Raw genomic sequence first — 23,717 nt, 5'->3', positions numbered from 1 at the left:
AATGGCCGTCGCAACGCCTGAATTCGTAGGCAATTTCGCAGAGAATAAACGGTCCAGACAAGTCCAGATGCTCCCGCATCGTGCGCCGGGAGCGCAGCATCCGCGCACGCCTCATCCAGAAGCACTCATGTCCACGATTCTTCAGCAGATCCCCGCCGGCCAAAAGGTCGGCATCGCGTTCTCCGGCGGCCTCGATACCAGCGCCGCCCTGCACTGGATGCGCCAGAAGGGTGCGATTCCCTACGCCTATACGGCCAACCTCGGCCAGCCCGACGAGCCTGACTACGACGAGATCCCGCGCAAGGCCATGGCCTACGGCGCCGAGCTGGCCCGGCTGATCGACTGCCGCGCCCAGCTGGTCCATGAGGGCATCGCCGCCCTGCAGAGCGGTGCCTTCCACATCCACACCGGCGGCCTGATCTACTTCAACACCACGCCCATCGGCCGCGCCGTGACCGGCACCATGCTGGTGGCCGCCATGAAGGAAGATGATGTCAACATCTGGGGCGACGGCTCCACCTTCAAGGGCAACGACATCGAGCGCTTCTACCGCTACGGCCTGCTGACCAACCCCTCGCTGAAGATCTACAAGCCCTGGCTGGACCAGACCTTCATCGACGAACTGGGCGGCCGCGCCGAGATGTCCGCCTTCATGCAGAAGTCAGGCTTCGCCTACAAGATGTCGGCCGAGAAGGCCTACTCCACCGACTCCAACCTGCTGGGCGCCACGCATGAGGCCAAGGACCTGGAGCACCTGGATTCCGGCATCAAGATCGTCAACCCCATCATGGGCGTGGCCTTCTGGCGCGAGGACGTGCAGATCAAGCCCGAGACCGTCACCGTACGCTTCGAGGAAGGCATGCCGGTGGCCCTCAATGGCCAGGAGTTCAGCGACCCGGTCGCCCTGATGCTGGAGGCCAACCGCATCGGCGGCCGCCACGGCCTGGGCATGAGTGACCAGATCGAGAACCGCATCATCGAGGCCAAGAGCCGCGGCATCTACGAGGCTCCGGGCATGGCCCTGCTGCACATCGCCTACGAGCGCCTGGTGACCGGCATCCACAACGAGGACAGCATCGAGCAGTACCGCATCAACGGCATGAAGCTGGGCCGCCTGCTCTACCAGGGCCGCTGGTTCGATCCGCAGGCCATCATGCTGCGCGAGGCCGCCCAGCGCTGGGTGGCCCGCGCCGTGACCGGCGAGGTGGCTCTGGAACTGCGCCGCGGCAATGACTACTCGCTGCTGGACACCAAGAGCGCCAACCTGACCTACAAGCCCGAGCGCCTGTCCATGGAGAAGGTCGAGGACGCGCCCTTCTCGCCCGCCGACCGCATTGGCCAGTTGACCATGCGCAACCTGGACATCATCGACACCCGCGACAAGCTCATGACCTACAGCAAGGTCGGCCTGCTGACTCCTGGGTCCGGCATGGCCCTGCCCCAGCTGAAGAACGAGGGCTGACCATGCCGGCGCCGCGCCGCCTGGCTGCGCAGCCTGCCCGCCGCAAGGGGCTGGCAGCGCTGGCAGCTGGCAGCCTGCTGCTGGCAGGCCTGGGGCTGGGGGGGCGGGCCCTGGCTCTGGACAGCCCGAAGGGTCGGGTGGTGCTGACCATCAGCGGCGCCGGCCTCAAGGCCAACCAGGATGGCCGCGTCGCCTTTGACATGGACATGCTGGCCGCCCTGCCCCAGCGCAGCATCACGGTGAACACGCCGTGGTACCCGGCAGCCCGCAAGTTCACCGGCCCTCTGCTGCGCGACGTGCTGGCGCTGGCAGGGGCCCGCGGCAGCAGCATCGAGGCCCATGCGCTGAACGACTACCGCGTGAGCATCCCCATGGATGACGTGCTGCAGCACCCGGTGATCCTGGCCCGGCTGATGGATGACCAGCCCATGTCCGTGCGCGACAAGGGACCGCTGTTCATCATCTACCCCTTCGACGATGACCGCCGCCTGCGGACCAGCCTCTACTACAGCCGCTGTGCCTGGCAGCTGAAGGCCCTGGAAATCCGCTGACAGCATGGAGCCCGGACACCGCAAATTCCGCCGCTGGCTCAACCTGCCGGTGGCCATGGTGCTGGTGCTGTTGCTGGCCCTCGGAGGCATGGGCTGGCTGCAGATCCGGCAGTACCAGCTGCTGGATGCAACCGAACGCTACCAGGACGATTACCTCGTCTGGAGCCTCTTCCAGTTCGAGACCGAGGCCCTGCGCCTGCGCCTGGCACTGGAACAGACGCTGGGCCCCAACCCCAGCGTCGATGCCGAGCAGGTTGTGCAGCGCTACGAGATCTTCGTCAGCCGCCTGAGTCTGATCGAGAGCGAGCACGCCACCCTGATCCTGCGCCAGCGCCCCGACTACAGGCTCACCCTGGAGCGCACGCGCGCCTTCATCCGCTGGGCGGACGGCCTGCCGCTCAACCCCCGCCTGGTGGCTGAGCAGCCCGAACGCCTGCGCGAGGTGCTGGACCGCCTGGAGTCACTGGCCGACCCCATCCGCGAGCTGTCGCTGACGGCCTCGCATTTCGTGGCGGCCCAGGTGTCCGAGCGCAATGCCGTGGTACGCGACCACAACCGCACCGGCCTGCTGCTCAATGCCTTCGAGGTCGGGGTGGTGTTGCTGCTGTCTGTGCTGGTGCTGCGCCAGTTCGGCCGTCTGCGCAGCTATGCGCGGGCCCAGAGCGCGCAAGCACGCCACCTGGCACAGGCCCAGGAGCAGGCTGAGGCGGGCAGCCGGGCCAAGAGCATCTTCCTGGCCAATATGAGCCATGAGCTGCGCACCCCCATGCACGGCCTGCTGGGCATGCTGGCCCTGCTGCAGGACAGCAAGCTGGATGCGAGCCAACGCCAGCAACTGCAGGCCGCAGGCGACTCCGCACGCCACCTGCTCGCGGTGCTCAATGACATCCTGGACGTCTCCCGCATGGAAGCCGGCGGCGTGGACATCCGTCCCGAGCCCACCGAGCTGCCTGCCATGCTGCGCGAGCTGGAAGATGTCTGCTGGCCGCAGGCCCACGCCAAGGACCTGGCCCTGGACCTGCAGATCCTGCCGGATGTCCCCCGCTGGGTGATGGCCGACCCGACGCGGCTGCGCCAGATCCTGCTGAACCTCGTCGGCAACGCCATCAAGTTCACCGAGCAAGGCCGCGTCAGCCTGCTGGCGAGCCGCCAGATCGATGCACTGGGCAATACCCTGCTGCGCTTCGAGGTGCGGGACACCGGCATTGGCATGGATTCCGCGACGCAGGCCCTGCTCTTCCAGCGCTTCAGCCGCGGCGATGCCAGCAGCTCGCGGCGCTTCGGCGGCACGGGCCTGGGCCTGGAGATCTCCCGCACCTTGGCCCGAGCCATGGGCGGCGACATCCAGGTGCAGTCCGCGCTGGGCCAGGGCTCCGTCTTCACGGTAGAGCTCAAGCTCAATGAATGCGGGCCTGGGCTCATGCCCGGGGCCCCGCTGCGTCCCGACGCCGTGCCCTTGGCAGCGCTGCGGCAACTGCGCATCCTGGTCTCCGAAGACAACGCCACCAACCGCCAGTTCCTGGAAGCAGTGCTGCAGCGCCTGGGCCACAAGGCTGTCTTCTGCGACAACGGGCTGCAGGCCGTCGAGCGCCTGCGCCTGGAAGATTTCGACATGGTCCTGATGGACCTGCACACACCGGTCATGGATGGCCTGGAGGCAACCCGCCAGATCCGCGCCATGGGTGCACCCAAGGGGCAGATCCGCATCATCGCCCTGTCTGCCGACGCCTTCGACAGCACGCGGCAGCAGGCCCAGGCAGCGGGGATGGACGAATTCCTGGCCAAGCCCCTGGGCATCCAGGAACTCACCGTGGCCCTCAACCGCCAGCCCTGGGAGCAGGTGGACGCACCTGCTGTCGGCGCGGCGGCGCCCAGGTCGACCTCCCGTTCACGCCCGGACCTGGCGCAGGAGGAGGAGCTGGACGCACAGGTCATCGCCGAGCTGGGCCACCACCTCAGTGGCCGAGCCGTCGCCCAGCTCTACGAGCGCTTCATCGCGGGCCTTCCCGAGATCGAGCGACGCCTGGACGAAGGGCTGCTCGGCCCTCATCACACACAGCTGCGCGAGCTGGCCCATGAACTCAAGGGGGCTGCTGCCAACCTGGGGCTGCGCCTGCTGAGCCAGCCCGCCGCCGAACTCGAGGCCGCGGCCTGCGCCGAGCGTCATGCCGACGTGCTGCAGGCCATCGCGCTGCGCATCCGCCTGGCCATCGCCCGCTGCCGCGAGTTGTGCTCCCAGCCCCTGATCAAGCCTTGATCAGACGATGACAGGCTCTGGCTCCAGCCGGATGCCGAAGCGGCCATAGACGCTCTCCTGGATGGCTCGCGCCAGCGTCACCACCTCGGCCCCGCGGGCCTCACCGCGATTGACCAGCACCAGCGCCTGCCGTTCATAGACCGCCGCACCGCCCACGCTCTTGCCCTTCCAGCCGCAGGCATCAATCAGCCAGCCGGCAGCCAGCTTCACCGTACCGTCGGGCATGGGGTAATGGACGATGCCGGGGTCGCGGCCGATGATGTCCCGGCACTGCTCCTCGCTGACCACGGGGTTCTTGAAGAAGCTGCCGGCATTGCCGATCTGACGCGGATCAGGCAGCTTGGCCCGGCGGATCTGGCAGACCCACTCGAAGACCTGCTGCGCGCTGGGCGCGGTGATGCCGGTCTCGGCCATCTTGCGCTCCAGGTCCAGATAGCTCAGCTGCGGCACCCAGGGTTTGGGGCAGCGCAGCAGCACACGGGTGATGACGCTCTTGCCCGCCAGGCCACCGAAGCCCGTGTGCTTGAACACGCTGTCCCGGTAGCCGAAGGCCAGCACGCTGGCCGGCAGCCGCACCGGCCGGCCGGTGATGAGGTCGATGACCTCCACCGCCTCGATGCGGTCCTTGATCTCCACGCCGTAGGCTCCGATGTTCTGCACCGGCGCCGCACCCGCCGTCCCCGGGATGAGGGCCAGGTTCTCCAGGCCGGGGCAGCCCTGTTCCAGGCTCCAGCGCACCACCTCGTGCCAGGTCTCGCCGGCACCGACTTCGAGGATCCAGGCGTCCTCGCGTTCCTCGACCACGCGCTTGCCCAGGATCTCCATCTTCAGCACCAGGGCCTCGACATCGCGGGTCAGCACGATATTGCTGCCGCCACCGAGCACGAACTTGGGCGCGCGGCCAAGTTCGGGGTGGTCGATCACGCGGCGCAGGTCGGCTTCCTGCTGGATACGGACCAGGCGCTGAGCCGTGGCGGGCAGACCGAAGCTGTTGTAGGGCCGCAGGTTCACGCCCTCCTCGACTTTCACCGTCGAGTTCGTCTGATTCGGGGGCTGACCCTCGTCCCGGGTGTTCGGCATCTCTTGTTGCATGGCAGAATTTTCCCAGATTCCCCCGCCTCTTCCGGCGTGGGCACTTCCCTCAAGGATTCAGAGATGCCTAGCTTCGACACCAAGCTGGAGCCCGACATGGTCAAGATCGGCCATGGCGTGGACAACAGCAAGAAGGAAATTGACACCCGCTTCGACTTCAAGGGCACCAGCGCCTCCGTCGAGCTCAAGACCAAGGAAAAGGAAATCCATTCCGTAGGCGACAGCGATTTCCAGCTGGAGCAGATCGAAGCCGTGCTCTATAGCAAGCTGACCAAGCAGGGCGTGGTGATCAGCTTCCTGGACAAGAACGACAAGATCGAGAAGCTGGGGGGCGACAAGGTCCGCCAGGTCTACAAGATCCGCTCCGGCATCGATGCCGAGAACGCGAAGAAGATCAGCAATGCCATCAAGGCCAGCAAGCTCAAGGTCCAGAGCTCCATCCAGGGCGACGTCGTGCGCATCACCGGCAAGAACCGTGACGACCTCCAGCTGGCCATCGCCCAGCTGAAGAAGGACATGGCGGATCTGCCCCTGAGCTACGACAACTTCCGGGACTGATCCCCCCTCCTGCCTGCCGGGGCCGCTGCGGCGGTCCCTTTGCTTCGCCGGCCACATGCCGGCCCCCCGCACTGGACCACCCATGAACCGCCTGCCCTCCCGCCTCCTCCTCACGCTGTTGCTCGGCGCCTGCCTTCAGGCCCAGGGGGCGGGCGATGCGGCCAGCAAGTTCTATGACGACGCCCAGCAGCGCCTGGAGAAAAAGGACGTCGAGGGCGCGCTGATCCAGCTGCGCAACTCCCTGCAGGCGGACCCGCACATGCTCTCCGCCCACCTCCTGCTGGCCCGCACCCTGCTCAAGAAGGGCGACCTGCCTTCCGCCGAGGCCGCCTTCGAGGAAGCGCTCAAGCAGGGCGTGGCCCGCAGCGAGGTGATGGTGGACCTGGGCCAGCTCTACATCGCCCTGGGCGAGTACAAGAAGCTGCTGGACCGCATCAACACCAATGGCGTGCCAGCAGGCAGCCATGCCGAGATCCTGACCCAGCGCGGCACCGCCTTCGCCACCCTGGGGCAAAAGGAGGCCGCCGCCAAGGCCTTTGCCGAGGCCCGCGCGCTGGCGCCGCGCTCGCCCCTGCCTCTGCTGGCGGAAGCCACCATGCTGGCACGCCAGGGCGAGCTGGAGAAGGCGCGCGCCCAGATCAGCAAGGCCCTGGAGTTCGAGCCGGCCAACAGCGCCGCCTGGTATGCCCTGGGCACCGTCCAGCAGAAACTCAAGGACAGTGCGGGCGCCCAGGCCTCCTTCGGCAAGTCCCTGCAGCAAAACGCGCTCAATGTGGACGCCCGCGTGGCGCGCGCCGGCCTGCTGGTCACGGCCGGGCAGCTCAAGGAAGCCGAGCAGGACCTCGCCGCCCTGGAGACGGCCAGCCTGGCCGACCCCCGGGCCTCCTACCTGCGCGGCGTCATCGAGTCACGCAAGGGCAATGCGGCCAAGGCACGCGATGCCTATGTCCAAACCACCGAGCTGTTGGGCCTGCAACCGGCTGGCGTGATCAACAGCGACGAAAGCCTCAACTTCGCGGCTGCCATGGCCTACAAGGCCCTGGGCGACAACGAAAAAGCCCGCGAGCACCTGAAGAACCTGCTGGCCCTCAATGCCAACCACTACGCCGGCCAACTGATGGCCGCCAGCATCGCGCTGGAGCAGCGCGACACGACGCAGGCCCAGCTGATCGTCAGCAATCTGCAGCGCCTGCGCCCCAACGATCCGCAGGTGTTGTATCTGCAGGGCAGCGTCCACCTGGCCCGCAAACGCTATGACCAAGCGGCCGAAGCCTTCGACAAGGCCGCCGCCCAGCAGCCCACGCCTGACACCATCCGCGAGCTGGCGCTGAGTCAGCTGTCCCTGGGGCAGGGCGAGGCCGGCATCAGCAACCTGGAGAAAGTGCTGGCCGTCAATCCCGGCGACGCCCGCGCTGCCATCCAGCTGATCACCGCCTACGCCAGCATGGGCAAGGGCCAGCGGGCGCTGCAGCTTGCTGAAAACCTGCTCAAGAGCGACCCGCAGAACCCCATGCTCATCAACTACCTGGGCAATATCAAGGGGCGCCTGGGCGACAAGGGCGGTGCCCGAGCCACCTTCCAGCAGGCGCTGGCCAAGAGCCCGGGATTCAAGCCGGCGCTCATCAACCTGGGCTGGCTGGACATCGAGGAAAAGCAGTTCGACAGCGCCCGCCAGCGCCTGGACGGCCTGCTCAAGAAAGACGCCGAGGACCCGCAACTGCTCTACCAGCTGGGCATCCTCGAGTTCCGCGCGCGACGCCTCAATGAGGCCGCCGAGGCCCTGGAGAAAGCCGCCAACCTTTCGCGCAACGACCCTCGGCCCGGCCTGACGCTGATGGAGCTCCACACCAGCCAGCGCAAGCTGGACCAGGCCATCCAGGTCGGAAAGGCGCTCAATGGCAAGTTCCAGGGCAACCTGGAAGTCGCGCTGACCCTGGGGCGCACCTACGCCATGCAGGGCGATCTTGCCAATGCCAAAGTGCTGTTCCAGGAAGGCACCCGCATCGCCGGCTACGACGCCGAAGCGCAGGTCGTGGTGGGCCGCCAGCAACTGGCCATCGGCAATGTGGACGGCGCGAGCTACAACCTGCAGAAGGCCCAGCAAAACGGCGCGGACGCCCTGAACGTGCTGGTGCTGGGCATCGAGGTGGCGAACCGCAAGAAGGACAACGCCCGTGCCGACGCCCTGCTCAAGACCTTGCTGACCAGGTACCCGACCGCCAGCCCCGCCCTGCTGACGGCCGGCCACCTCGCCTATGCCCGCGGGCAGTTCGCCGAGGCAGGCAAGCGCTACCAGCAAGTGCTGGACCAGGAGCCCACAGCAGCCAATGCCCTGCTGCTGGCGCGCGCGCAGACCAGCGGCGGGGACCCGCAAAAAGGCCTGGCCACACTGGAAGCATGGTCACAGAAGGCCCCCCAGGACTTGGGTCTGCTGCGCATCCTGGCCGAGGCGCAGGCCGAGCTGGGCAAGGGCGAAGCCGCCAAGCGCAGCTTCTCCACCCTCATTGCCAGAGACCCCCAGGACGCCTCCGCCATCGCCACCTATGCCCTGCTGCTGCAGCGGCTGGGGGACGCCGGCGCCCTGGCCATGGCCGAACGCGCACGCAAGCTGGCGCCCGAAAGCCCCGAAGCCCTGGACGCCCAGGGCTGGATCCATGTGCTGCGCGGCGAGGTGGAGGCCGGCCTGCGCCTGCTGCGCGACGCCCGCCTGCGAGACCCCAACCAAGGCCAGTTGCGCTTCCACCTGGCCTATGCCCTGGCCAAGTCAGGGCGCAAGCCGGATGCTCGCGAGGAGCTGCGGGCCGCCATGGCCATGCCCGGACGATTCCGGGACAGCGCGGAGTTCAAGGCGCTGAAGGCCGAGCTGGGCCTGTGACAAGCCTGCCGGCCGGGATCGATCACCCTTTTGTCGGCTCGCCTTACATTGGCATCTCGCAAAGGCGCCCCACCTCCAGGGCGTTCTTTTGGAATCAATCACTTAGCGAAGATGGCCCTGAAATTGCTTACACCCCCCGTCAGACGTGACAGTTCCCTTGTTTCAGACATCGGCCCCTCGTTCACGGGATGAACAGATTCAGATTCGCTGGTAGCCTTCCGTCCATCGCCGGGCGGACCATGCCGGCAAGCAAAGAAGCGACAAGACCATGAGCACTGCAGCACTGACCAAGACCTTTGCCACTTTGGGCGCCAGCCTCGGGATTGCGGTGCTGAGCATGGGCTCGGCCCTGGCCTACAACACCAGCCTCTCGAGCGCAGGCACGAACCGCTACGGCCAGGCTGACCTGCAGATCGGCGCCTACACCAAGACCGGCCAGACCATGGGCGCGTCGCTGGTCAACGACTCCACGGCTGGCCAGCAGTTCTGGGTCTACTGCGTCGACCCGCTGACCACCAGCAAGCTCACCAGCACCTACAGCACTGCCTCGCTGGACTCCTTCATGGGCGTCACCCTGGACAGCGGCGGCACGGCAACCAGCGGCAACGGTGCGGCGTCGGCCTACAAGACCCTGTACACCAGCAGCCCCTACTCCACCGTCGATAGCTACGAATACAAGTCCGGTACCGTCAGCCTGTACAACAACCTGGTCGAGCTTTACGGCTACGCCTACAAGGACAGCATGACGAGCAACACCAAGTCGGCTGCCTTCCAGTACGTGCTGTGGGAGTTGCTGGGTGATGCCAACAGCGGTGTGGCAGATCCGACCAAGAGTGGCGGCGCCTACTTCAGCAACACCAACTATGAATCGGTGCGCACCCAGGCTGAGAAGTACCTGGATGCCCTGAACAACGCCAACGAGTCCTTCTGGACCAGCTCTCTGGGCCTGACCAAGTCGGCCTACAACTACAAGGTGTACAAGAGCACGGCCAGCCCCTCCTCGCAGGCCTTCGTGGCCGTGACCGAAAGGACCAGCAGCGTGCCTGAGCCCGGCTCCATCGCCCTGGCCTTCGCTGCCTTCGGTGCCGTGGCCTACACCCGCCGCCGCAAGCAGTAAACGCAGCCCTGAAACGAGAGAAAGCAGCCTTAGGGCTGCTTTCGTCGTTTTGGGGGTCCTGCCGGGCGCCAGGCCAAGTCGGGCGCGGGGCAGCCGCCCCGGCTCTTGAATGAGGCACAGGACCGTCAGCGGAAGATGCGCGCCTCAGGCGCTTCGCCAAGCCGGACCCAGCCGCGGTACATGCCCTCGGTGTTGAAGGGCAGGCACAGCTCGCCCTGGCGCGACACAGCGATCATCCCCCCCTGCCCGCCTACCGCCGGCAGGTGCACACCGACCACATCCTCGCAAGCCTCCCGCAGACCTCTGCCCAGATGGCGCATCTGGGCAGATACCTCATGCGCCGCCAGGCTGCGCATGAAGGCCTCGCCCGTGCCGGTACAGGACACGGCCACGGTCTCGTCGGCATAGCAGCCTGCGCCCAGGAGGGGCGAGTCCCCGACCCGGCCCGGCTTCTTGTTGGTCATGCCACCGGTCGAGGTGGCGGCTGCCAGCCGCCCCTGAGCATCCAGGGCCACGGCGCCCACGGTTCCGAACTTCTGACGCTCATCCAAGGGCCCGTCCTGCCGGATCAGGGCCTGGCGCCGTGCACCGTCATGGTCCAGCACGGCAGCCCCGCCCTCACCTTGCACGCGACGCAACTGCGCCAGGCGCTCCGGCGTACCGAACCAATCGGGCGACACCTGTTCCAGCCCTTGTGCCGCGGCAAAGGCGTCCGCTGCAGCGCCGATCAGCATCACATGGCCGCTGGATTCCATCACGGCCCGGGCCGCTCGCACGGGGTTGCGGGTGGTGCGCAGACCGGCCACCGCGCCGGCGCGCCGGGTGTGGCCCTCCATGATGCTGGCGTCCAGCTCATGGGTGCCGTCCGCGGTGTAGACGGCCCCGCGGCCGGCATTGAAGCGCTCGTCCTCCTCCAGCAGGCGGACGCAGGCCTCGACCACGTCCAGCGCGGAGCTGCCTTGGGCCAGCAGGGCCTCGCCAGCCCGCAGGATGTCCTGCAGGGCCTGCAGATAGGCCTGCTCGGCTCCGGCCGAGGTGCTCTGTCGAAGAATGGTGCCGGCGCCTCCGTGGATGGCCAGCATGGCAGGCAAGGTGTTCATGCCCTGCATTGTGATCGCGCGGCGCTGCAGGCCGCCCACCCCCAAGGCCTGCCGAATGCCGAGGAAGCCGAGGAGCGCCCGGGCATTCCCTAGCCAGTCGGTGTCCCCCATTCGACAGGGAAAAAAAGAACGGCCGTGCTAAAAACCGGAACGACGCGCGTCCCGCCGGACGACGCAAGGAGACATGCATGCAACTGGCCTTCACCGCCGAGCAGGAAACCTTCCGCGCGGAGATCCGCGCCTGGGTGGCCGAGAACTTGCCCCAGGACATCAGCGACAAGGTGCACCGCGCCCAGCGCCTGCACAAGGAGGACTTGCAGCGCTGGGCCCGCATCCTGGGCAAGAAGGGCTGGCATGGCTGGGCCTGGCCCGAGCGCTTCGGCGGCCCGGGCTGGAACGCCATCCAGCGCCATCTCTTCGAGGAGGAATGCGCACTGGCCGGCGCGCCGCGCGTGGTGCCCTTCGGGCCGGTGATGGTCGCGCCCGTGATCATGGCCTTCGGCAACCCGGAGCAGCAGCGGCGTTTCCTGCCCGGCATCATGAGCGGGGACGTCTGGTGGAGCCAAGGCTACAGCGAGCCCGGCTCCGGTTCGGACCTTGCGTCCGTCAAGACCCGGGCCGAGCGCCAGGGCGACCATTACCTGGTCAACGGCCAGAAGACCTGGACCACCCTGGGCCAGTACGGCGACTGGATCTTCTGCCTCGTGCGCACCGACACCCAGGTCAAGCCGCAGGCCGGCATCTCCTTCCTGCTGATCGACATGAAGTCGCCCGGCGTCACCGTACGGCCCATCATCATGCTGGACGGCGAGCACGAGGTGAACGAGGTCTTCTTCGACAACGTCCGCGTGCCCGCTGAGAACCTCATCGGCGAGGAGAACAAGGGCTGGACCTACGCCAAGTACCTGCTGGCCCACGAGCGCACCAACATCGCCGACGTCAACCGGGCCAAGCGCGAGCTGGAACGACTCAAGCGCATCGCCCGGCAGGAGGGCGTCTACGAGGACAGCCGCTTCCGCGACCAGATCGCCCTGCTGGAGGTAGACATCGTCGCACTGGAGATGATGGTGCTGCGCGTGCTCTCCGCCGAGAGCTCAGGCAAGCAGTCGCTGGATGTGGCAGGCCTGCTCAAGATCCGCGGCAGCGAGATCCAGCAGCGCTACACCGAGCTGATGATGCTGGCCGGGGGCCCTTTCGCCACGCCCTATGTCCACGAGGCCATGGAGGCCGGCTGGCAGGGCGACCAGGCCCTGGGCGGCCTCTGGCCCGGCGGCGCCGCACACTGCGCCTCGCTGACCAGCCACTACCTCAACCACCGCAAGACCACCATCTACGGCGGCTCCAACGAAGTGCAACGCAATATCGTCGCCCAGACCCTGCTGGGCTGAGACGCGCAGGAGACATCCATGGATTTCGATTTCAGCGAAGACCAGCAGGCCCTGCGCGACGCCGTGCAGCGTTTTGTCGAGAAAGACTACGGCTTCGAGCAGCGCCGCCGCATCGTCCGCGAGGGCGGCTTCTCCCGCGCCGCCTGGGAGGGCCTGGCCGGCCTGGGTCTCATGGGCCTGCAGGTACCCGAGTCGCAGGGCGGCCTGGGCCTGGGGCCGGTGGACGCCATGGTGGTGATGGAGGAACTGGGGCGCGGCCTTGTGCTGGAGCCCTATGTGCAGGGCGCCCTGCTGGCCCCCCTGCTGCTGTCGCAGGCGCCCCAGGAGCAGCAGGACGCCTGGCTGCCGCGCATCGTCGGCGGCGAAGCGCTGGTGGTGCTGGCGCACCAGGAACGCGGCCTGCGCTACCAGTTGGGCATGGGGCAGACCCAGGCCAGCCGGGGCCGGCTCAGCGGCGTCAAGAGCCTCGTGAGTGCGGGCGCTCATGCCCAGGCCTTCGTCGTGCCGGCCCAGGATGAGCAAGGGCCGGCGCTGTACCTGGTCGAGGCCGGCGCCGAGGGTCTCGTCACGCGCGCCTATTCGCTGCATGACGGTTCAGCCGCCGCTGAGCTGACGCTGCAGGGCACGCCCGGCCAGCGCATCGCACAGGGAGAGGCCGCGCAGGCCCTGCTGGAACTGGCGGCAGATACCGCCATCGCCGCGCAGGCAGCCGAGGCCGTGGGCGCCATGGATGCCCTGGTGCACCTCACCGCCGACTACCTCAACACCCGCAAGCAGTTCGGCGTGGCCATCGCCAGCTTCCAGGCCTTGCGCCACCGCATGGCTGACATCAAGATGCAGCTGGAGCTGGCTCGCTCCATGAGCTACTACGCCACGCTGAAGCTGGGTGAAGTACCCTCCGCACCCGCCCAGCGCCGCCGTGCCCTTTCCCAGGCGAAGCTGCAGCTGAGCCAGTCCATGCGTTTCGTTGGCCAGCAGTGCACGCAGCTGCATGGCGGCATCGGCGTGACGGACGAATACATCTCCAGCCACTTCTTCAAGCGCCTCACCGTGATGGAAATGCAATGGGGCGATGGCCTGCACCACCTGGCCGAGGTCAGCGCCCGCATGACGGAGCAGGCTGGCGTCTTCGCCTGAGGAGCACGGCGGACTACACTGCCCCGCAAGCCCTTCGAGGAGTTGCGATGAAGCCGATCCGCCACCCCCACCTCACCCGGCCCCTGCTGCTGGGTGCCCTGCTCGCCCTGCCCCTGTTCGCTGGTGCGCAGACCATGAAGCCGGGGCTCTGGGAGATGACCCAGAAGCCGCAGTTGGACCCCGAGCAGCAGGCCAAGATGGACCAGGCCCGCCAGGCCATGGCCAATATGCCGCCGGAGAAGCGCCAGATGATGGAGCAGATGATGAGCCAGCACGGCGTCCAGGTGAACATGGGCGCTGGCGGGGCCGTCACCATCAAGACCTGCATCAGCAAGGAACAGGCCGAACGGCATGAGCCCCCCGTGGACGACAAGGGCCGCTGCAAGCAGCAGGTCACGCGCAGCGGCAACACGGTGCGCAGCCATTTCACCTGCACCGATCCGGCCTCCGAAGGTGACGGCGAGTTCACCTTCGACAGCGCCGAGCACTACAGCAGCAAGCTGAGCATCCAGCGCCAGGGCAAGCGCATGACCATCACCGGGGACGGCCGCTGGCTGGGCGCCGACTGCGGCACGATTCAGCCGGTCAAGCCCCGCCCCTGAACGCATGCCCGCCTTGCTGAACGGGCATCTCTGCGACGTCGCCGGCCTGCGCCTGGGCCACTGGACCGACAGCCGCCGCCCCACTGGCTGCAGCGTGGTTCTGTGCCCGCAAGGGGTGACGGCGGGCGTCGATGTGCGCGGCGCAGCCCCCGGCAGCCGCGAGACTGAGCTGCTGCGCCCCGAAAACACCGTGCAGCAGGTTCATGCCTTGCTGCTCAGCGGTGGCAGTGCCTTCGGCCTGGATGCTGCCGGTGGCGTGATGCGCTGGCTGCGCGAACGCGGCCATGGCCTGGCCGTAGGCCCGGCGCGCGTGCCCATCGTGCCGGCGGCTGTGATCTTCGACCTCTGGCTGGGCGATCCAGCCCTGACACCTGACGCCGAGGCAGGCTACGCCGCCTGCGAGGCCGCCAGCCTCACGGCGGCGCGCGGCAGCATAGGCGCGGGCGCCGGTGCGACCGTGGGCAAGCTGCTGGGCCCGCAATGGGCCATGAAGGGCGGCTTGGGGCAGGCCTCGCTGCGGGTGGGCCGGACCACCCTGAGCGCCCTGGCGGTGGTGAATGCCGTGGGCGATGTCATCGATCCTGGCAGCGGGCGCATCCTCGCCGGAGCCCGCGGCGAGGACGGCCGCCCCCGCGGCACCGTCCAGGCCCTGCTCCATGGCGCCGAGCCCATGCGTCCGATCGCCGGGGCTGCCACGACGCTGGCCGTGGTGGCCACCGACGCTGCGCTGGACAAGTCGCAGGCCACCAAGCTGGCGCAGATCGCCCATGACGGCCTGGCGCGCAGCATCAACCCCGTTCACCAGCCCAGCGACGGCGACATCGTCTTCAGCCTCGCCACCGGCACGTCGGGCGCCTGCGGCGCGGTCGACCTGGGCCTGCTTGGCGTGATGGCTGCCGAGGCGCTGGCCGCGGCCGTCGTGGACGCTGTGCGATCCGCCCGCGGCCTGCCCGGCCTCCCCGCTGCCGGCGAGCTTGGATAATGCTGCGATGCGCTTGTCCCAGATTCTCTTTTCCCAAGGCTTCGGCAGCCGCCGCCTCTGCGCCGGCCTGATCCATCACGGCGAGGTCAAGGTCCACGGCGAGGTCGTGGATGACCCGGATGCCGACTTCGCCCCCCAGGGCCTGCAGTTCGAGGTCAGTGGCAAGACCTGGCCCTATCACGAGAAGGCCCTGGTCATGCTTCACAAACCGGCCGGCTACGAGTGTTCGCAAAAGCCCCGCCACCATCCCAGCGTGATGAGCCTGCTGCCCGCCCCGCTGCGCGAACGCGGCGTTCAGCCCGTCGGCCGCCTGGACGAGGACACCACCGGCCTGCTGCTGCTGACCGATGACGGCACCCTGATTCACAAACTCACCAGCCCCAAGCACCATGTGCCCAAGGTCTATGAGGCGCACTGCAAGCATCCCGTCGACGCCGAGCAGCTCGAACGGCTGATGGCCGGCGTGGAGCTGCACGAGCACGAGCTGAAGGTGCACCGGGAACCTGAGCTGGTGAAGGCGCTGGCGGCCGAGGCCATGGGCACGCATGGCGTGCGCCTGACGCTGGCCGAGGGCAAGTACCACCAGGTCAAGCGGATGATGGCGGCGGTCAGCAACCGCGTCGAGCGCCTGCACCGGCCACAGTTCGGTGCCCTGGTGCTGCCTGCCGATCTGGCCGAGGGCCAGTGGTGCTGGGTCGACGGGCCGCAGGCCGTCCTGGGCTTGGCTGGCAGTGCGTGAGATCCGTCACTGATACTTGCCTGAGCCGCACCGGAAAACCCCAAGTTCAGGGTTCCTCCTAGCGACCCCAGGGGCCGCCGAGGCTACAAAACGCTGCCCGCAACGATGCGTGCGCCGGCACAGGTGACCCAGGAGGCCCCGTGCAGACGCCAGGCACGCTGCGCTCGAACCATGAACACATACAAGAGCGCCCCGAGGCACGAGCCGGGGCCCACAGAGGGATTCCGTCCTTGGATCAGGACATTGCAGCGCAAATCGAGCGCGAACGCCTCAGCTCGCTGTACGAGCTGAGCCTGCGGCCCAATCTGATTGGGGCCGCCTTCAGCTTCTGTCCAGTCCTGCTCCTGTGGGGCCATCTGCCTGCAGCCCTGCTGCTGGGCTGGCTCAGTGTGCGGCTGTGCGTGGCGGTGCTGCGCACGCTGGATGTGCGCAGCTTCCGTCAGGCGCGGCAGGACCTGGGCAGCTTGCGCGCCTGGCGCCATCGCTACTTCACCCTGCTGGCCCTGGATGCGCTCAGCTGGAGTGCCATGGGCTGGTGCTTCCATACGCCGGAGGTGCCAGGTCTTGACGGCCTGGTCCTGGCCGCCATGATCGGCGTGGCCGCGGTGTCGCTGTTCTCCATGGGCGCCGAATTTCGCGCGAACGCGCTGTTCTCCGGCATCGTCTTCACCCCTGCCCTGCTGTACAACCTCACGCTGGACACCCGCGAGGGTTGGCTGTCTGCCGTGGGCCTGCTGATCTTCCTGACCGTCGCATGGACGGAATCAAGGCGTGTGCAGACCCGCCGCCTGGAGCTGCTGCGCCTGCGCTTCGAACATGCCAAGCTGGCCGATGAACGCCAGCAAGCCCTGCAGTCCGCCCAGCAGTCCAGCACCAGCAAGAGCCGCTTCGTGGCGGTCATGAGCCATGAGATCCGCACCCCGCTCAACGGCATCCTGGGCATGACGCAGCTGCTGGAGCGCTCGGAGCTGGATGAACGTCAGCGCGAGCAACTGGGCGTCGTTCACAGCTCCGGCCGCCACCTCCTCAACCTGGTCAACGACATCCTGGACCTGGCCCGCATCGAGTCCGGCAAGCTGGTCATCGAGCCGGCGCCCATGGACCTGGCCGAGGCGGTCAACGAGGTCTGCCGGCTGCTGATCACCCCGGCCCGGGACAAGGGCCTGCAGCTCAACGTGCGCCTGGCCGAAGGCCTGCCCAGCCATGTGCTGGCCGATGCCTCGCGCATCAAGCAGGTGCTGCACAACCTGGTGGGCAATGCCATCAAGTTCACCGAGCAGGGGTCGGTGGACGTGGGCGTGGCCATGGTGCAGGACATGCGCAGCGGCCCCCTGCTGCGCTTTGCCGTGCGCGACACCGGCGACGGCATCGAGGCTGACCAGCTGGAGCGCATCTTCGCGCCCTTCGAGCAGGTCGGCGGAAAGCTGCGGCAGCGCCGCGACAGCACAGGCCTGGGGCTCACCATCTCGCGCGAGCTGGCCCATGCGATGGGCGGCGAGCTGCGGGCCAGCTCACGGCGCGGCCTGGGCTCCATGTTCGAGTTGACCCTGCCCCTGCAGGCCTGCAATTCACCCGACTCACCACCCGTGGAGCTTCGCGACTCCCAGTTGCCGGCCTTGCAGGGCCGGGTGCTGCTGGTCGACGACAGCCCTGTCAACCTGCTGGTGGCGGCCTCCATGCTGGATCACTGCGGCGTGGAGGTGGTGCAAGCAGAGAACGGCCGCCAGGCGCTGGAGTTGTTGCAGCGAGACCGCTTCGAGCTGGTGCTGATGGATTGCCTGATGCCCGAGCTCAACGGCTACGAGGCGACGGCCGCCTGGCGTGCGCAAGAGCGGCGCCAGGGACGGCCCCGCACGCCCATCGTCGCCCTGACGGCCAGCACCTCCCCGGGCGACCGCGAACAATGCGAGGCGGCCGGCATGGATGGCTACCTGCTCAAGCCCTTCGACATGCAGCAGCTGCTGGAGCTGGTGGTGCGGCATGTGGGCCAGGCCGGACCAAGATCCTGCCAACAGACCGAGGCCGACGTCCCGGCCTGAGTGCCCGGCTCACCGGAACACGTGCCCTGGCACGGATAATCCCCCTCATGCAGGTATTCCGCGGCTTCCATCACCCGGGCATCGCCCCGGCCTGTGCCCTCACCATCGGCAATTTCGACGGCGTCCATCGCGGCCACCAGGCCATGCTGGCCCTACTGCGTTCGGAGGCCCAGCACCGCGGCCTGCCGTCCTGCGTGCTGAACTTCGAGCCTCACCCGCGCGACTTCTTCGCCCGCAAGCTCGGCAAGCCGGAGATGGCCCCAAGCCGCATCGCCACCCTGCGCGACAAGCTCCAGGAGCTGGAACGCTGCGGCATCGACCAGGTCGTGGTGCTGCGCTTCGACGAGCGCCTGGCCTCGCTGCCCGCGCAGGACTTCATCCAGCAGGTGCTGGTGCAGGGCCTGGGCGCGCGCTACGTGCTGGTGGGCGACGACTTCCGCTTCGGCGCCAAGCGCCAGGGAGACTACGCCACACTCGACGCCGCCGGCCAGCACCTGGGCTTCGACGTGGCTCGCATGATGAGCTACGAGGTGCATGGCCTGCGCGTCAGCAGCTCGGCCGTTCGCGAGGCCCTGGCCGAGGGCCGCATGGAAGACGCCGCGCGCCTGCTGGGCCGGCCCTATGCCATCTCCGGCCATGTGATCCATGGCCAGAAACTGGGGCGGCAACTGGGCGAGACCTCGGCCGGCGCCTCGGATGGCTTCCGCACCCTGAACCTGCGCTTCTCCCACGCCAAGCCCGCCGCCATGGGCATCTACGCCGTGCGCACCCATGGCCTGACGGACCAGCCTCTGGACGGCGTCGCCAGCCTGGGCGTGCGCCCCACGGTGGAGGACGCCGGCCGCGTGCTGCTGGAGGTCCACTGCCTGGACTGGCCAGCCCCGCTGGGCCCCAACGGGGCCTACGGTAAACTCGTGCGCGTGGAACTCCTGCACAAACTGCGTGATGAAGCCCGGTTCGACGGGCTGGACGCCCTGACCCAGGCCATCGCCCGCGATGTCGAGCAGGCTCGCGCCTTCCTGGCCACCCACGCCTCGATGCGCCGCCAGACCACCCGCGATCGAATTTGACGCGGGCCCGCCCTCAGGGCCCCCTCCCCTGACGCCCCTGCGCCGCGCCCCGGCGCTCCTCCTGCCCGCCGACTGGCCCTTTGCCAGCGGCCCCGCCCGATTGCTGCCATGAACGACAACGCCAAGCCCTCCGCGCCAGACTACCGCGCCACCCTGAACCTGCCCGACACCTCCTTCCCCATGCGTGGCGACCTGCCCAAGCGCGAGCCGGGCTGGGTCAAGGGCTGGGAAGAGCAAGGCATCTACAAGAAGCTGCGAGACGCCCGCTGCGGCGCACCCAAGTTCGTGCTGCACGACGGCCCGCCCTATGCCAACGGCCAGATCCATATCGGCCACGCGGCCAACAAGATCCTCAAGGACATGATCGTCAAGGCCCGCCAGCTGGCCGGCTTCGACGCGGCCTACATCCCCGGCTGGGATTGCCACGGCCTGCCCATCGAGAACCAGATCGAGAAGACCTTCGGTCGCGGCCTGCCGCGTGACGAGGTCCAGGCCAAAAGCCGCGCCTACGCCGCCGAGCAGATCGACGGCCAGCGCGCCGACTTCAAGCGCCTGGGCATCCTGGGCGAGTGGGACAAGCCCTACCGCACCATGGACTACGCCAACGAGGCCGGCGAGATCCGCGTGCTCAAGCGCCTGTTCGAGCGCGGCTTCGTCTACCGCGGCCTGAAGCCCGTCTACTGGTGCTTCGACTGCGGCTCCTCGCTGGCCGAGTTCGAGATCGAGTACGCCGACAAGCAGTCCCCGGCCGTGGACGTCGCCTTCCTGTGCGCCGAGCCGGAGAAGCTGGCCGCCGCCTTCGGCCTGCCGGCCCTGGACCAGGACGCCTTCACGGTGATCTGGACCACCACGCCCTGGACCATCCCCGCCAACCAGGCCCTGAACCTCAACCCCGAGCTGCCCTACGCCCTGGTCAAGACCGCACGCGGCTACTTCGTGGTGGCCGAGGCCCTGGTCGAGAAGTGCCTGGCGCGCTGGCAGCTCGAAGGCGAGCAGGTCGCCGTCACCCAGGGCCGCAAGCTGGAGCTGCTCAAGTTCAAGCACCCCCTGGCCCATGTGGACCCGGGCTTCGACCGCGAGAGCCCCGTCTACCTGGCCGACTACGCCACGGCGGAAGACGGCACCGGCGTCGTGCACTCCGCGCCCGCCTACGGCCTGGACGACTTCCAGAGCTGCGTCTCCCACGGCATGGCCTTCACCGACATCAAGAACCCCGTGCAGGGCAATGGCGCCTACGAGGCCGCCCTGCCCCTGTTCGGCGGCCAGCACATCTGGAAGGCCAACCCCGTCATCACCGAGGCCCTGGCCAATGCCGGCCGCCTGATGGCCCAGTCCAAGATCACCCACAGCTACCCGCACTGCTGGCGCCACAAGACGCCGGTGATCTACCGTGCAGCCGCCCAGTGGTTCGTGCGCATGGACGAGGGCACCGGCCTCTTTGCCAGCGAGGCGCCGGCCCAGAGCCTGCGCCAGACCGCGCTCGCCGCCATCGACGCCACCAGCTTCTACCCCGAGAACGGCCGGGCCCGCTTGCGCGACATGATTGCCAACCGGCCCGACTGGTGCATCTCGCGCCAGCGCAGCTGGGGCGTGCCCCTGCCCATCTTCCTGCACAAGGACACAGGCGAGGCGCACCCGCGCACCCTGGAGTTCATCGAACGCGCCGCGCAGCTCGTCGAGCAGGGCGGCATCGAGGCCTGGGCCAAGCTGGACCCGGCCGAGTGGCTGGGTGCCGAGGCGGAGGTCTACACCAAGGGCCAGGACATCCTGGACGTGTGGTTCGACTCCGGCTCCACCTTCCAGCATGTGCTCAAGGGCAGCCATGCCGGTGCCGCGCACGCCGAAGGCCCCGAGGCCGACCTGTATCTTGAAGGCCATGACCAGCACCGCGGCTGGTTCCACAGCTCGCTGCTGATCGCCTCGGCGCTGTACGGCCGCGCGCCGTACAAGGGCCTGCTGACCCACGGCTTCGTGGTGGACGGCCAGGGCCGCAAGATGAGCAAGTCGGTGGGCAATGTGGTCGCGCCGCAGGCCGTGTCCGACAAGATGGGTGCCGAGATCCTGCGCCTGTGGACCGCCGCCACCGACTACTCGGGCGACCTGGGCCTGGACGACAAGATCCTCGCCCGCGTGGTCGACAGCTACCGCCGCATCCGCAACACCCTGCGCTTCCTGCTGGCCAATGTCTCGGACTTCGACGCCAAGGCCGAGGCCCTGCCCCTGGACCAGCTGCTGGAGGTGGACCGCTACGCCCTGGCCCGCGCCGCTGAGTTCCAGGCCGAGGTGCTGGCGCACTTCGAACGCTACGAATTCCACCCGGTCGTGGCCAAGCTGCAGGTCTACTGCTCCGAGGACCTGGGCGGCTTCTACCTGGACGTGCTCAAGGACCGCCTCTACACCACTGCCCCCAAGAGTCTCGCCCGCCGCTCGGCCCAGACCGCGCTGTGGCACATCACGAACGCCATGCTGCGCTGGATGGCGCCCTTCCTGAGCTTCACGGCCGAGGAAGCCTGGCAGGTCTTCAACGGCGGCGAGACCATCTTCACCGAGACCTTCTGGAGCTTCGAGGCTCCGGACGCCGCCCTGCTGGCCAAGTGGAGCCGCGTGCGCGAGATCCGCGAGCTGGCCAACAAGGCCATCGAGGACGTTCGCGGCCAGGGCCTGGTGGGCGCTTCGCTGCAGGCCGAACTGGTGATCGGCGCCGCCGAGCAAGACCTGACCCTGCTGCAGTCCCTGGGCGATGACCTCAAGTTCGTGCTGATCACTTCGGCGGCCCGCGTTGAGGCGGCATCCGAGCTGAGCGTCACCGTGACGCCCACCGCGCATGTCAAGTGCGAACGCTGCTGGCACTACCGCGAGGACGTGGGCTCGATCGCCGAGCACCCGGGCCTGTGCGGGCGCTGCCACAGCAATCTGCATGGCAGCGGCGAGGTTCGCCACATCGCCTGATCGGAAAGCGCCTCGTGCGCTCCGCCAAAGCAAACGCCCCGGCCAAGCCGGGGCGTTTGCTTTGTGCGACTGGCGCGCCATGCGAAGGGTCGATGCACAGCGGGCTGCGCACAATTCGAGGCAGGTCACTGCCGGACTCTGCCGTCAAGAAGCGAGCGCCAATGAGCAAGGAGTCGACACAGCTGCTGCTCATCCCCCTGCTGGTCTTCCTGCTGCCCGTGCTGGGCCTGTGGATGATGCTGGGCGAAGCTGAGCCCCTGAGGCCCGGGGCCGAGCGAGCCCTGGATGAAGCCGTCCAGCATCTGCGTGACGAAGCCCTGCGGACGCCCTCCAGCGACTGGGAGGTCCTGCGCCGGCTTGCGCACGAACGACTGAAGCACGATCCCAGCATGCCGCGGCTCGATGCCGAACTGGCCGCCTTGGTGCAAGCACTCGGCGATCCGCACACCAGTTACCTGCCACCTGAGCAGGCGGCGCAAGTCCTGTCCGGCTCTAGCAGCACAAGCCCCCGATGGGCAGCCCTGCCCGTTCGCGAGGAGCTGTACGGGCGCTGGCCGGTATTGGTTCTTCAGGCCTTCGGCCCCATCGACGCCGACCGAAGCCGGGCAGGCGCCCAAGCCATCCGGCATGCAACTGTTTCGGCCATGGCACGCTCCCCCTGCGGCCTGATGTTGGACCTGCGAGAGAACCAGGGCGGGAATATGTATCCCATGCTGATGGGTGTGGCCCCCTTGCTGGAACCTTCGTCTCAGCAGGTCTTGCTGTCTTTCGAATCACGCGGGGCCGCAGTCCGAGGCGTGACGATGGACGAGGTCAGCACCCTCCTTGGCAAGACCTGGCCCCCGGGCCTGGGGCTGGACTACCAGCCCTACGCCGGCCGTGTGGCGGTGCTGATCGGTGCCCGGACGGCGAGTTCCGGCGAGATGCTGGCCATCGCGGCGCAGGGCAAAACCCGCTGGCGAAGCTTTGGGCAGGCCACGGCAGGCTACACGACCGGCAATGGGGTGCATCCCTTGTCCAACGGTGGCCTGCTGGTCCTGACAAGCAGCCGGGTGCTGACGCGGCACGGCCAGGCCGTCCAGGGCCCTTTGCAGCCGGATGTCCAGGCGGGCGATGACCCTCGCCAGGCCGCCGGCCGCTGGCTGGAGGAAGACTGTCCAACGCCATGAAGCCCCACGCCCCCAGCTGCGGCGCCCCCACTGCCACGGAGCGCTGGCAGCCTCCATCAGTGCTGCAGCCGCAGCACCGTCTCAGGGGAAAACCGGCACATTGGGCTCCTGCCCCTGAAAACTGGCTTCGGGATGAGCGGTCGACAGCAGGGCCTCGATCTCCGCCACGCGCCCCCGCGGCACATCCACCATCAGCAGGTACTGCCCGGCCGCCAGCCCTTTCTCGAAGCGGCGCAGGCGGCGGCTGGGCGTGGAGCTGCCAATCATGCTGCAGAACCAGGTACCCAGCACTGCACCGAGGGCTGCCAGGGCCACCACCAGTCCGGCCGGTGCCGTCGACTCCAGGCTGTAGGCCGCCAGCACGCCTGCGGCCGCGCCCAGGCCGGCGCCCACCAGCAGGCCGGTCTCGGCGGATTCGACGAGGTCCGAGGTCTGCAGCAGGCTGGCCGCCTGCAGACCTCCCATCTCGGCGCCCTCGTGCGCCATGAAGTGGATCTGCGGTGCCGCGATGCGGGCCAGCAGCAGGTCGTTCATGCAGCGGCGGGCGCTGTCCAGGTCCGGCAACATCCAGTAGATCCTCTTGCGCATGGCGTGCTCCTTGTCGGGACGCCCCAGCCCGGTGAGCCAGTG

Annotated in this window: 18 protein-coding genes; 15 read left to right on the top strand and 3 right to left on the bottom strand. The window is 68.0% G+C overall.

Going from position 1 to position 23,717, the window contains the following annotated elements; genetic code table 11:
• Window positions 1-127: 127 nt before the first annotated feature.
• Genes argG through ACS5PK_RS02215 form a run of 3 tightly spaced genes read left to right on the top strand, consistent with a single transcriptional unit; the run spans window position 128 to window position 4,270 of the window.
• Entirely contained in the window at window positions 128-1,462 is a 1,335-nt protein-coding gene (argG, locus tag ACS5PK_RS02225; RefSeq protein ID WP_439438640.1) for an argininosuccinate synthase, read from the top strand.
• A gap of 2 nt (window positions 1,463-1,464) precedes the next feature.
• Window positions 1,465-2,013 (top strand): molybdopterin-dependent oxidoreductase, encoded by a 549-nt coding sequence (locus ACS5PK_RS02220; protein ID WP_439438639.1) that lies wholly within the window; start codon window positions 1,465-1,467, stop codon window positions 2,011-2,013.
• 4 nt (window positions 2,014-2,017) lie between these two features.
• Window positions 2,018-4,270, top strand: coding sequence for an ATP-binding protein (locus ACS5PK_RS02215; protein WP_439438638.1), 2,253 nt, complete (start codon window positions 2,018-2,020; stop codon window positions 4,268-4,270).
• Here ACS5PK_RS02215 and murB read toward each other — a convergent pair whose 3' ends face one another.
• A complete protein-coding gene (murB, locus tag ACS5PK_RS02210; RefSeq protein WP_439438696.1) occupies window positions 4,271-5,350 on the bottom strand; it encodes a UDP-N-acetylmuramate dehydrogenase in 1,080 nt (359 codons plus the stop codon).
• 75 nt (window positions 5,351-5,425) lie between these two features.
• On the opposite strand from murB, the gene ACS5PK_RS02205 reads away from it, so the two are divergent.
• The 3 genes from ACS5PK_RS02205 (at window position 5,426) to ACS5PK_RS02195 (ending at window position 9,912) form a co-directional block, all read left to right on the top strand.
• Window positions 5,426-5,920, top strand: coding sequence for a YajQ family cyclic di-GMP-binding protein (locus ACS5PK_RS02205; protein WP_439438637.1), 495 nt, complete (start codon window positions 5,426-5,428; stop codon window positions 5,918-5,920).
• Between the two features lie 82 nt (window positions 5,921-6,002).
• The gene (prsT, locus tag ACS5PK_RS02200) at window positions 6,003-8,795 is read left to right on the top strand and encodes an XrtA/PEP-CTERM system TPR-repeat protein PrsT (protein ID WP_439438636.1); all 2,793 of its coding nucleotides are present in this window, start codon (window positions 6,003-6,005) and stop codon (window positions 8,793-8,795) included.
• 268 nt (window positions 8,796-9,063) lie between these two features.
• Window positions 9,064-9,912: a PEP-CTERM sorting domain-containing protein gene (locus tag ACS5PK_RS02195; protein ID WP_439438635.1), complete on the top strand. Its 849-nt coding sequence runs from the start codon at window positions 9,064-9,066 to the stop codon at window positions 9,910-9,912.
• 125 nt (window positions 9,913-10,037) lie between these two features.
• On the opposite strand, the gene ACS5PK_RS02190 is transcribed toward ACS5PK_RS02195, so the two are convergent.
• Window positions 10,038-11,012 (bottom strand): isoaspartyl peptidase/L-asparaginase family protein, encoded by a 975-nt coding sequence (locus tag ACS5PK_RS02190; RefSeq protein ID WP_439438634.1) that lies wholly within the window; start codon window positions 11,010-11,012, stop codon window positions 10,038-10,040.
• A 188-nt stretch (window positions 11,013-11,200) separates the two neighbouring features.
• Between ACS5PK_RS02190 and ACS5PK_RS02185 the strand changes: the two genes are divergently transcribed.
• The 9 genes from ACS5PK_RS02185 (at window position 11,201) to ACS5PK_RS02145 (ending at window position 23,087) form a co-directional block, all read left to right on the top strand.
• Window positions 11,201-12,400 carry an acyl-CoA dehydrogenase family protein gene (locus ACS5PK_RS02185; protein ID WP_439438633.1) on the top strand — a complete coding sequence of 400 codons (1,200 nt, stop codon included), beginning with the start codon at window positions 11,201-11,203 and terminating at the stop codon, window positions 12,398-12,400.
• 18 nt (window positions 12,401-12,418) lie between these two features.
• Window positions 12,419-13,537: an acyl-CoA dehydrogenase family protein gene (locus tag ACS5PK_RS02180; RefSeq protein WP_439438632.1), complete on the top strand. Its 1,119-nt coding sequence runs from the start codon at window positions 12,419-12,421 to the stop codon at window positions 13,535-13,537.
• A 47-nt stretch (window positions 13,538-13,584) separates the two neighbouring features.
• Entirely contained in the window at window positions 13,585-14,139 is a 555-nt protein-coding gene (locus tag ACS5PK_RS02175) for a DUF3617 domain-containing protein (RefSeq protein WP_439438631.1), read from the top strand.
• Between the two features lie 4 nt (window positions 14,140-14,143).
• Window positions 14,144-15,121, top strand: coding sequence for a P1 family peptidase (locus ACS5PK_RS02170; protein WP_439438630.1), 978 nt, complete (start codon window positions 14,144-14,146; stop codon window positions 15,119-15,121).
• Between the two features lie 7 nt (window positions 15,122-15,128).
• Entirely contained in the window at window positions 15,129-15,860 is a 732-nt protein-coding gene (locus ACS5PK_RS02165; protein WP_439438629.1) for a pseudouridine synthase, read from the top strand.
• Between the two features lie 230 nt (window positions 15,861-16,090).
• Window positions 16,091-17,899 (top strand): response regulator, encoded by a 1,809-nt coding sequence (locus ACS5PK_RS02160; protein WP_439438628.1) that lies wholly within the window; start codon window positions 16,091-16,093, stop codon window positions 17,897-17,899.
• A 47-nt stretch (window positions 17,900-17,946) separates the two neighbouring features.
• Window positions 17,947-18,969: a bifunctional riboflavin kinase/FAD synthetase gene (locus tag ACS5PK_RS02155; RefSeq protein WP_439438627.1), complete on the top strand. Its 1,023-nt coding sequence runs from the start codon at window positions 17,947-17,949 to the stop codon at window positions 18,967-18,969.
• A gap of 108 nt (window positions 18,970-19,077) precedes the next feature.
• The gene (gene ileS / locus ACS5PK_RS02150; protein ID WP_439438626.1) at window positions 19,078-21,918 is read left to right on the top strand and encodes an isoleucine--tRNA ligase; all 2,841 of its coding nucleotides are present in this window, start codon (window positions 19,078-19,080) and stop codon (window positions 21,916-21,918) included.
• A gap of 161 nt (window positions 21,919-22,079) precedes the next feature.
• Window positions 22,080-23,087 (top strand): S41 family peptidase, encoded by a 1,008-nt coding sequence (locus ACS5PK_RS02145; protein ID WP_439438625.1) that lies wholly within the window; start codon window positions 22,080-22,082, stop codon window positions 23,085-23,087.
• 81 nt (window positions 23,088-23,168) lie between these two features.
• Here the strand turns inward: ACS5PK_RS02145 and ACS5PK_RS02140 are convergent, their stop codons facing one another.
• Entirely contained in the window at window positions 23,169-23,675 is a 507-nt protein-coding gene (locus ACS5PK_RS02140) for a DUF1269 domain-containing protein (protein WP_439438624.1), read from the bottom strand.
• Between the last annotated feature and the right edge of the window lie 42 nt (window positions 23,676-23,717).

This window comes from Roseateles sp. DB2 (genome assembly GCF_051857535.1).
Lineage (GTDB): Bacteria > Pseudomonadota > Gammaproteobacteria > Burkholderiales > Burkholderiaceae_C > Roseateles_B.
Note: the sequence above shows the minus strand (reverse complement) of the source record. Positions and strands in the feature narration are given on the sequence as shown.

Bases quoted from the DNA above. Each gene is read 5' to 3' on its own strand.
- argG (WP_439438640.1), top strand. From the start codon at position 128: ATGTCCACGATTCTTCAGCAGATCCCCGCCGGCCAAAAGGTCGGCATC.
- ACS5PK_RS02220 (WP_439438639.1), top strand. From the start codon at position 1,465: ATGCCGGCGCCGCGCCGCCTGGCTGCGCAGCCTGCCCGCCGCAAGGGG.
- ACS5PK_RS02215 (WP_439438638.1), top strand. From the start codon at position 2,018: ATGGAGCCCGGACACCGCAAATTCCGCCGCTGGCTCAACCTGCCGGTG.
- murB (WP_439438696.1), bottom strand. From the start codon at position 5,350: ATGCCGAACACCCGGGACGAGGGTCAGCCCCCGAATCAGACGAACTCG.
- ACS5PK_RS02205 (WP_439438637.1), top strand. From the start codon at position 5,426: ATGCCTAGCTTCGACACCAAGCTGGAGCCCGACATGGTCAAGATCGGC.
- prsT (WP_439438636.1), top strand. From the start codon at position 6,003: ATGAACCGCCTGCCCTCCCGCCTCCTCCTCACGCTGTTGCTCGGCGCC.
- ACS5PK_RS02195 (WP_439438635.1), top strand. From the start codon at position 9,064: ATGAGCACTGCAGCACTGACCAAGACCTTTGCCACTTTGGGCGCCAGC.
- ACS5PK_RS02190 (WP_439438634.1), bottom strand. From the start codon at position 11,012: ATGAACACCTTGCCTGCCATGCTGGCCATCCACGGAGGCGCCGGCACC.
- ACS5PK_RS02185 (WP_439438633.1), top strand. From the start codon at position 11,201: ATGCAACTGGCCTTCACCGCCGAGCAGGAAACCTTCCGCGCGGAGATC.
- ACS5PK_RS02180 (WP_439438632.1), top strand. From the start codon at position 12,419: ATGGATTTCGATTTCAGCGAAGACCAGCAGGCCCTGCGCGACGCCGTG.
- ACS5PK_RS02175 (WP_439438631.1), top strand. From the start codon at position 13,585: ATGAAGCCGATCCGCCACCCCCACCTCACCCGGCCCCTGCTGCTGGGT.
- ACS5PK_RS02170 (WP_439438630.1), top strand. From the start codon at position 14,144: ATGCCCGCCTTGCTGAACGGGCATCTCTGCGACGTCGCCGGCCTGCGC.
- ACS5PK_RS02165 (WP_439438629.1), top strand. From the start codon at position 15,129: ATGCGCTTGTCCCAGATTCTCTTTTCCCAAGGCTTCGGCAGCCGCCGC.
- ACS5PK_RS02155 (WP_439438627.1), top strand. From the start codon at position 17,947: ATGCAGGTATTCCGCGGCTTCCATCACCCGGGCATCGCCCCGGCCTGT.
- ileS (WP_439438626.1), top strand. From the start codon at position 19,078: ATGAACGACAACGCCAAGCCCTCCGCGCCAGACTACCGCGCCACCCTG.
- ACS5PK_RS02145 (WP_439438625.1), top strand. From the start codon at position 22,080: ATGAGCAAGGAGTCGACACAGCTGCTGCTCATCCCCCTGCTGGTCTTC.
- ACS5PK_RS02140 (WP_439438624.1), bottom strand. From the start codon at position 23,675: ATGCGCAAGAGGATCTACTGGATGTTGCCGGACCTGGACAGCGCCCGC.